The sequence below is a fragment of the Stenotrophomonas sp. S49 genome, assembly GCF_016624905.1.
Lineage (GTDB): Bacteria > Pseudomonadota > Gammaproteobacteria > Xanthomonadales > Xanthomonadaceae > Stenotrophomonas.
In genome coordinates, this window is the sequence record NZ_JACVUD010000135.1 from 1 (window position 1) to 8,281 (window position 8,281).

General features: G+C 66.5%; 6 protein-coding genes. 3 read left to right on the top strand and 3 right to left on the bottom strand.

The window, feature by feature from the left end; genetic code table 11:
- Positions 1-229: 229 nt before the first annotated feature.
- Positions 230-844, top strand: a complete 615-nt coding sequence (locus tag IAE58_RS19115) for a DUF938 domain-containing protein (protein WP_199934695.1) — start codon at positions 230-232, stop codon at positions 842-844.
- Here IAE58_RS19115 and IAE58_RS19120 read toward each other — a convergent pair whose 3' ends face one another.
- From IAE58_RS19120 to IAE58_RS19130, 3 genes are all read right to left on the bottom strand, one after another.
- On the bottom strand, positions 845-2,131 hold the full coding sequence (locus IAE58_RS19120) for a type II toxin-antitoxin system HipA family toxin (RefSeq protein WP_199934694.1): 1,287 nt from the start codon (positions 2,129-2,131) through the stop codon (positions 845-847).
- A gap of 33 nt (positions 2,132-2,164) precedes the next feature.
- Positions 2,165-2,524 (bottom strand): helix-turn-helix transcriptional regulator, encoded by a 360-nt coding sequence (locus IAE58_RS19125; RefSeq protein WP_199934693.1) that lies wholly within the window; start codon positions 2,522-2,524, stop codon positions 2,165-2,167.
- A 181-nt stretch (positions 2,525-2,705) separates the two neighbouring features.
- On the bottom strand, positions 2,706-6,392 hold the full coding sequence (locus IAE58_RS19130; RefSeq protein ID WP_199934692.1) for an indolepyruvate ferredoxin oxidoreductase family protein: 3,687 nt from the start codon (positions 6,390-6,392) through the stop codon (positions 2,706-2,708).
- A 165-nt stretch (positions 6,393-6,557) separates the two neighbouring features.
- Here IAE58_RS19130 and IAE58_RS19135 point away from each other — a divergent pair, with 165 nt between their 5' ends.
- Positions 6,558-7,193: a tetratricopeptide repeat protein gene (locus tag IAE58_RS19135; protein WP_199934691.1), complete on the top strand. Its 636-nt coding sequence runs from the start codon at positions 6,558-6,560 to the stop codon at positions 7,191-7,193.
- An 18-nt stretch (positions 7,194-7,211) separates the two neighbouring features.
- Positions 7,212-8,117, top strand: coding sequence for an AEC family transporter (locus IAE58_RS19140; RefSeq protein ID WP_199934690.1), 906 nt, complete (start codon positions 7,212-7,214; stop codon positions 8,115-8,117).
- The last annotated feature ends 164 nt before the right edge of the window (positions 8,118-8,281 follow it).

The window sequence follows — 8,281 nt, forward strand, 5'->3', positions numbered from 1 at the left end:
GTCGTTCCGCGCGGCTGTTGGTAGGTGTCGACCTTGGTCGACACATCTGTCAGATATCGAAATAAATCTGGGGTCAGATCCCGCTGCGTAGCAACCGGACCCACCCCGCCAACCCAAGGAATGCAGGCTGTTGCTGTTGCTGTTGCATTGAGCGGGTGCAGGGCTGCAAGCCCTGCCCAACAATCCCCCCTCGTGCACAATGGGCCGACTCCGCCTGGATCCCGCCCTGATGTCGAGCAAGCCGTATTCAGAAGCCTGCGAACGCAACCGCGAGCCGATCGCCGCGGCGCTCGACCCGTGGATGGGCGACCGCCACCGGGTGCTGGAAATCGGCAGCGGGACGGGCCAGCATGCGGCGTTCTTCGCCGAGCGCTGGCCGTGGCTGCGCTGGCAGCCCAGCGACCACCCCGACCATCTGCCGGGCATCGAGGCCTGGCGCGCGGAGGCGGCCTTGCTGAACCTGCTGCCGCCGCTGGCGTTGCAGGTAGAACTGCCGCCTGCGCCGGGTCTGGTACTGCCCGCAGGCAGCACCTTCGACGCTGCATTCAGCGCCAACACATTGCACATCATGGGCTGGGAGTACGTGCAGGCGCTGTTTGCCGCCCTGCCGCCGCTGCTGCGCCACGGCGCGTTGCTTGCGGCGTACGGCCCGTTCAATTACGGCGGCCGCTACACCAGCGACAGCAATGCGCAGTTCGATGCCTGGCTGAAGGCGCGCGACCCGCGCAGCGGCATCCGCGACGTGGAAGCCGTGCAGGCGCTGGCCGCGGACAACGGCTTCACCCGCCTGCGCGACGTGGCCATGCCGGCCAACAACCGGCTGCTGCTATGGCGGTTGGGGTGATCAGGTAGCAGATTGCTCGAATTGACGCAGGCAGCGCTGGCAGCTTGCACTGATGCCGTCCACCAGACGTTCCAGAACCGGGTGGCGCATGCCCTCTGCCTGCAATCCCGCAAGCAATGCCCGGGCGATGCCGGGAAGCTCTGTTGCCATGTCGAACAGGCCCGACAGTGCTTTCTGCGGGTCCAGCTTCATTCCATCAGCGGTGGCCTCCCAATCCGCAAGGCGGACATCCCACCAGCGGTAATGACTGCCGATCTTCATGGCCATCTTGATCTTGCGTTGCTGCAGATGTGCATAGGGCAGTGCACTTGAGATGTCATACAGCGGGGCAAGGCGAACGTTTCCTTGTGCGCCGATCAGCAGCGAATAGTTCTTGGCATGCGCGTCAGTGCCGCCTATGAGATAGTTGAACTGCAGTGCCTGCAGCAGTCTTTCGACATCCGCTCGCGGCTTGCTGGAATGTTCCCACAGCACGCGCGCCAGATCGGCCGGCCCCGGTCCGCCCTGATTCTGGTACTTGATGTGTGGCATGACACCCAGCGCTTGACAGAAGTCTTCCTGGTGAACGCGTTGCCAACCCTGCGCTGTTCGTACGCGGTCGAAGCGCGTCACCGCAATGGCCTGTGCATCCTCCATGCAGATCATTTCAGTGGACGCAGCCGACATGCCGAGTTGACTGGCCAGGCGCAGACAGAAGACCTCGTTCTCCACGAATCCGTCGTAGTCGCCACTGGGGGGTTTGAGGATATGGGTGGTGGGGATGCGACCGGCCGGAATTGCCCAACCTCCATCGTCGCGTTGCATCAGGGCGATCTTGGGTTGCGCCCCGGCCAGGCTGAACTGGCCGACATCATCGGGTTGCCGCGCTGCAATCTGGTCCACTCGGATCCGCTGAAGGCGCTGGGCGACCTCATGGAGGGACAGCGGCTCCTGCCGATCGTCCTCACCGGCAAGTACGGCGGCGAGCCGTTCGCCTCGTACGAACTGGACCGCGCCGGCACAGTCTTCACCGACATGTGACAGCAATGCGACCGGGTTGCGGGACGAAACATGGAACCGGGAAGCCCATCGCTGCAGAAGGGTCTCGTTGTCGGGCAGCAGCCCCCACAGGACCGCAGAGAGCGTGGCAGCGGGCGCGCTGTTCTCTGTCAATGGAAGTGCAAGTGACAAGGGATAGGCGCCCGGCGTCTGGCGCCAACTGTCTGCATACCGGAATGTCGGGTGGCCATGTGCATCCTGTCCCAGGTATCCAGCCAGTCTGTTGGAAAGGAGTACGTTGAGGTCCATGCGGGAGGCACGATGTCCGGGAGGAAGGGGCTGTCAGACGGCCTTGTGGGGCTTTCTACGCCCCAACGTCATGGCAGTCGCGCGGTGCTCATCCGGGCGCAGCCCGTTGCCATCCACGATAGTGTCGATATCAGGCAGTTCCAGAGGCATTTCCGTCGATGCAGCGGAGGAGGCCATTCCCTCGACGGTGCCCGTAGCCAGTATCAGGCCGAGGACGTTGAGCGTCCGTAGCACCAGTTGCAGCTCCACCCGTGGCTTGCCCTTCTCCATTTCGATGACCCATTGCCGACTGACGCCTACGCGTTCGGCCAGCTGGGCCTGATCCCAACGGAGTGCTTTGCGACGCTGGCGGATGACCAGGCCCAGGTCTCGAGACGTTCGCAGGATGTCCATAGGTGGAATGTATGCGCTCGGCAACATTTAATCAAAAGTCGCCGTTCGATAACATTTCAAGAATGTCACTGAACGGCGACAATTTCTGAAATGTCGACGTTCGCTGGCATTCATCGCCAGCGTCTCCAGCGCGAAACCCTTCCGGGCAGTCGGCCAAGGGCCGGTCGGGTCCTGCTGCCGGTTAGGCCACCTGCACGATATGCAGCGCCTTCGGGTTGCGCCACTGCGCCAGCAGCGCCGCTTCGCGTGCCTTGGCCTGCGCGAAATGGGCTTCCTTGACGTGTCCGAAGCCGCGGATGTGCTCGGGCACGCTGGCAATCTCCACCGCCAGCGACAGGCGGTCGTCCTCCAGCCCGTCCAGCAGCAGCTGCACCGTCGCCTCGTAATCCGCAATCAGCTGGCGTTCCATGCGGCGCTCTTCGGTGCGGCCGAACACATCGAAGCGGCCGCCGCGCAGGAACTTCAGCCTGGCCAGCAGGCCGAAGGCCTTGAACATCCACGGGCCGTATTCCTTCTTCAGCAGGCGGCCCTGTTCGTCCTTCTTGGCGAACAACGGCGGCGCCAGGTGGAAGCGCAGCTGGTAGTCACCCTCGAACTGCTGCTGCAGGCGGCGCTGGAAATCGCCGCTGGTGTACAGGCGCGCCACTTCGTACTCGTCCTTGTAGGCCATCAGCTTGAACAGGTAGCGGGCCACGGTTTCGGTCAGCGCGGTGGAGCCGCCGATGCGCTCGCCTTCGGCCGCGCGCACGCGTGCCACCAGATCGCGGTAGCGCGCGGCATAGGCGGCATCCTGGTAGTCGACCAGGAACGCGGCACGGCGTTCGATCATTTCATCCAGCGAACGCGACAGGCGCGCATCGTCCAGCGGCAGGAACGCGACGTCGCCGCCATGCGAGGGCAGGCCACGCAGTTCGCGTTCGTCGCCGGTGTTGCGCGGCGCGGCGGTGGCGCCCCATTCGTTGCCTTCCCATTCGCCCGGCGGCAGCGGGTGCAGCGGGCCGGGCGTGGCTTCGGTGTCGGTGTGGCGGTTGCGCACCAGGCCGGCAGCCTGCTGCACGGCCTGCGGGTCGACCGCGGCCAGGCGGCCCCAAGCGAAGGCCTGCTGGTTCATCGCCACGGCGGCGCCATTCAGTTCGATGGCACGCATCAGCGAATCGAACGACAGCGGCACCAGGCCCTGCTGCCAGGCGTAGCCCAGGATGAACAGGTTGGCGGCGATCGCATCGCCCAGCAGCGCGGTGGCCAACTGGGTGGCATCCAGCAGCAGCGGCTCCTGGCCGCCCAGCGCCACGCGCACGCCGGCGATGATGTCGGCGGCCGGGAACTGCATGTCCGGGCGGGTGGTGAAGGTGCCCGGCATCGCTTCGTAGGTGTTCAATACCACCTGCGAGCGGCCGGCGCGCACCTTCGACAGCGCCCAGTAGTCATTCACCACCACCATGTCGCAGCCCAGCACCAGGTCGGCCTCGCCGGCGGCAATGCGCACGGCGTGGATATCGTCCGGGCGCCGCGCGATGCGGATATGCGTGGTCACCGCGCCACCCTTCTGCGCCAGGCCGGTCTGGTCCAGCACCGAAGCGCCCTTGCCTTCCAGGTGGCCGGCCGTGCCCAGCAGGGCGCCGATGGTCACCACGCCGGTACCGCCGACGCCGGTGATCAGGATGTTCCAGGGCTGTTCCAGCGTGCCACGCACGGTCGGCGCCGGCAGGTTGTCCAGCAGCGTGGAGGCATCGCGCTTGCTGCCCTTGCGCGGCTGGCCACCGTGCACGGTCACGAAGCTGGGGCAGAAGCCATTCACGCACGAATAGTCCTTGTTGCAGTTGGACTGGTCGATTTCGCGCTTGCGCCCGAACTCGGTGTCCTTCGGCAGCACCGACACGCAGAAGCTCTTCTTGCCGCAGTCGCCGCAGCCTTCGCAGACCAGCGAATTGATCAGCACCCGCTTCTGCGGATCTTCCAGCTTGCCGCGCTTGCGGCGGCGGCGCTTCTCGGTGGCGCAGGTCTGTTCGTAGATCAGGATCGAAACGCCCTTCACCTCGCGCAGGCGCTTCTGCACGGCGTCCAGTTCACTGCGGTCGTGGAACTCCACATCGCTGGGGAAATGCTCCCGCTGGCCGGTCCACTTGCCGATGTTGTCCGACAGCACCACGATGGTGTGGATGCCCTCGGCGCGCATCTGCCGGGCGATGTCGGGCACGCTCAGCGGGCCGTCCACCGGCTGGCCGCCGGTCATGGCCACCGCATCGTTGTAGAGGATCTTGTAGGTGATGTTCACCCCGGCGGCCACCGCCTGGCGGATCGCCAGCGAGCCACTGTGGAAGTAGGTACCGTCGCCCAGGTTCTGGAACACGTGCGGGGTATCGGTGAACGGCGCCTGCCCGGCCCAGGTCACGCCTTCGCCGCCCATGTGGGTGAAGGTGTCGGTGCTGCGGTCCATCCAGGTCACCATGTAATGGCAACCAATACCGGCCAGCGCACGCGAGCCTTCCGGCACGGTGGTGGAGGTGTTGTGCGGGCAGCCCGAGCAGTAGTGCGGCACGCGCGGGAAGCTGGCGCGCGGCAACGCAAGCTCGGCTTCCTTTTCCTGCATCCACTGCAGGCGCTGCTCGATCGATTCGTTGTTGAAGAACTTCTGGATGCGGCGACCGATCACGCCGGCGATGGTGGCCGGGGTCAGTTCGCCGGTGGACGGCAGGATCCACTCGCCGCTCTCGTCGTACTTGCCGACGATGGACGGGCGCTGGCCCCAGCTGGCCGGCCAGTTGAAGAACTGCTCCTTCATCTGGCGCTCGATGAAGGCACGCTTCTCCTCCACCACGATGATGTCTTCCAGGCCCTGCGCGAAGCGCGCGATGCCCTGCGGTTCCAGCGGCCAGGTCATGCCGACCTTGTATACGCGGATGCCGATGTCGGCGCACGCGGCCTCGTCCAGGCCCAGGTATTCCAGCGCCTGCAGCACGTCCAGGTAGCTCTTGCCGGTGGTGACGATGCCCAGCCGCGCGCGCGGCGCGTCCATCACCACCTTGTCGATGCCGTTGGCGCGGGCAAAGGCCTGCGCGGCCTTCACCGCATAGCGGTGCAGGCGCATCTCCTGGTCCAGCGGCGGGTCCGGCCAGCGGATGTTGAGGCCGCCGCTGGGCATGTCGAAGTCTTCGGGCAGCACGATGCGCCGCGCCAGCGGATCAACTTCCACCGAGGCCGAGGATTCCACCGTCTCGGCGATGGTCTTGAAGCCCACCCAGCGGCCGGTATAGCGGCTCATCGCCCAGCCGAGCAGGCCCATGTCCAGGATGTCCTGCACGCCGGCCGGGTTCAGCACCGGCATCATCGCGCTGACGAACTCGTCCTCGCTGCCGTGCGGCAGGGTCGAGCTGCGGCAGGCATGGTCATCGGCGGCCAGCGCCAGCACGCCACCATGGCGGGAGGTGCCGGCGGCATTGGCGTGCTTGAAAACGTCGCCACAGCGGTCCACGCCCGGCCCCTTGCCGTACCACATGCCGAACACGCCCTGCACGTTGGCGCCGGGGAACAGGTTGGTCTGCTGCGTGCCCCAGACCATGGTGGCGCCCAGATCTTCGTTCAGGCCGGGGGTGAACTTCACCTTGGCCGCTTCCAGATGCTTGCGTGCGCGCCACAGTTCCAGGTCGAAGCCGCCCAGCGGGCTGCCGCGGTAGCCACTGACGAAGCCGGCGCTGTCGATGCCTTCGGCGGCATCGCGCAGGCGCTGCATCAGCGGCAGCCGCACCAGCGCCTGCACGCCACTCAGGTAGATCCGCCCCTCGTTGCGGGTGTACTTGTGGTCGAGCGTGTAATCACGGTCGATCAGGTCGGCGGAAGAGGGCGAAGTGAGTTGCGCGGTACTGGTCATGGCTGGCCCGGTGAGGATCGGCTGGCACCGGCCCTGCGCGGGGCAGGGCGGGAAAGGCGCGGATTGTAACAGTGGGGGCGTGGTGGCCCGGCACTCGCATCGGCGGCCGTGCAGGGGTTAGGATCGGGGAGTGGGGGGTTGTTGTTTCAACCAGGGGGAAGTCTGATGTCCGTTTCATTGAAGTGGCTGGCCAGCGCCGTGCTGGCCTTGGGCGTGGCCAACGCATGGGCCGCGCCGGCGCTGCCAGCGCCGCAGGAGTTCTACTTCGACACCGATGCCGCGGCTGTACCGATGGTGGTGGCCCAGGGTGAAGGTGACGACCTGGTGGCCCAGCTGATGAAGCAGCGCGAGCGCGGCCGCAAGGTGCTGGAAGCCAACATACAGCTGGCATCGGTGGCGATCGGCATGGGCCGCACCGAGCTGGGCGAGAAGCTCTATCGCGACGCACTGGCCGATACCACGCCGCAGAGCGCAGCGGGCCGGGGCGTACGCTGGAACTACGGTTGGGACCTGATGCGCCAGGGACAGCCGTTGGGCGCGCTGGAACAGTGGCTGTCGGCCACCAGCAGCCAGTACACCAACCCCAGCTGGGTGCCGCCCACCTTCGCGTTGGCGCTGTGGCGCGCCGGCCAGCAGCAGGAAGCAGTGAAGTGGTATGCCGCTGCCGTGCGCACCGAGCCCACGCAGTGGAGCGACAGCAGCCGCTACGCCGAACTGCTGCCGGGCTGGCGCGACGACGAACGGGCCAGCCTGGCCGAAGTGCAGCAGGCCTGGGCCGCCGCACCGCCGGCCTGGCCCTGAACCCGCTGTACCCCGCTGATGGCGTTTGATGCGTTCGCACTGATCCTGGCCATGCTCGGGTTGGGCATGTTGTTCGCGCGTCTGCGCGCATTGCCGGAAACCGCGCCGGAAACGCTGAACAAGGTGGTGCTGTACGTCTGCCTGCCGGCCGCGGTGCTGACCTACGTGCCGCGCCTGCACCTGGATGCCAGCCTGCTGGGCCTGATGGCCACGCCCTGGTTGCTGATGCTGGCCACCTGGGCGCTGGTCAGCCTGGCCACGCGGGTGTTCGGTTTTGCCCGCGATGTGCACGCCGTGCTGCTGATCTGTGTGGCGCTGGCCAATTCCAGCTTCATCGGCTACCCGATGGTGCGTGCGCTGCTGGGTGACGCGGCGCTGCCGTATGCGGTGGTGTACGACCAGTTCGGAACGTTCCTGCTGCTGTCGACGTTCGGTTTGCTGGTGCTGGCCCGCTACAGCGGCGACCGGCCGCCCACCGCGCGCCAGGTACTGGAGCGGATTGCGCGTTTTCCGCCGCTGTGGGCATTGGTTTTCGCCCTGCTGCTGATGCCGGCGCAGCCGCCGGCCTGGATCGGCACCGCGCTGAAGCAGCTGGCCGATGCGATGCTGCCGCTGGTGATGCTGGCGGTGGGCCTGTCGATCCAGTTGCGCCTGCGCCGCGAAGAGCTGAAGCCGCTGGCCGTGGGCCTGCTGCTGAAGCTGCTGGTGCTGCCGGCGCTGGCCCTGCCGCTGTCGTGGCTGTTGGGCATGCAGGGCCTGATGCTGCAGGCCAACGTACTCGAATCGGCCATGCCGACCATGATCACCGCCGCCGCGCTGGCGATCTCGCACCGCCTGGCGCCGCGGTTGGCGGCCGCGCTGGTGGGGTACGGCATCGTGCTGTCGCTGGTCACCCTGCCGGCATGGATGTGGGTACTGGGGTGAGGTTGTGCGGCAGGGCTTGCAGCCCTGCACCCGCTGTAGAGTCGAGCCATGCTCGACTGAAGCAACGGCAAAAGCTGGGTATCCGTGGGATGGCGGGGTGGTTCCGGTTGCGGGGGACGCCGCAAGTACGTCCCTGTAGGCTTGGCCGCGGCTTGCTCGTGTGC